The 248-nt window shown below is 62.5% G+C and carries 2 pseudogenes; both read right to left on the reverse strand.

The features are described from left to right. A pseudogene (locus P9273_RS32185) lies at nucleotides 1-141 on the reverse strand (VWA domain-containing protein); the annotation flags it as partial. Next, nucleotides 119-248 (reverse strand): annotated as a pseudogene (locus tag P9273_RS32190) (type II toxin-antitoxin system HicB family antitoxin); the annotation flags it as partial. The pseudogenes P9273_RS32185 and P9273_RS32190, both read right to left, overlap by 23 nt.

Here is a 248-nt window from a genome sequence, read left to right on the forward strand (position 1 = left end):
GGCCGAGCGCGCGAGGTAGTAAAAACCCTCGACGTCGTAGTCGACCAGCCCAGCTTCCAGGCCTTCGAGCAGCGACAGATACTCCCGGAGCGAAACGGGAACCCGCGCGGCTTTCAGTTCAAGGAAGAACGGGATGAACATCGCCAGACGGCTTTCTCTGCCCCTCGATCTTTTCACGCGCGGCACTCGCAATGAAGGCAGAGCGCGTCAGGCCCCGGCGGCTGGCTTCAGTATCGATCGCCGCAAGC

The organism is Mesorhizobium sp. WSM4935 (assembly GCF_029625735.1).
Classification (GTDB): domain Bacteria; phylum Pseudomonadota; class Alphaproteobacteria; order Rhizobiales; family Rhizobiaceae; genus Mesorhizobium.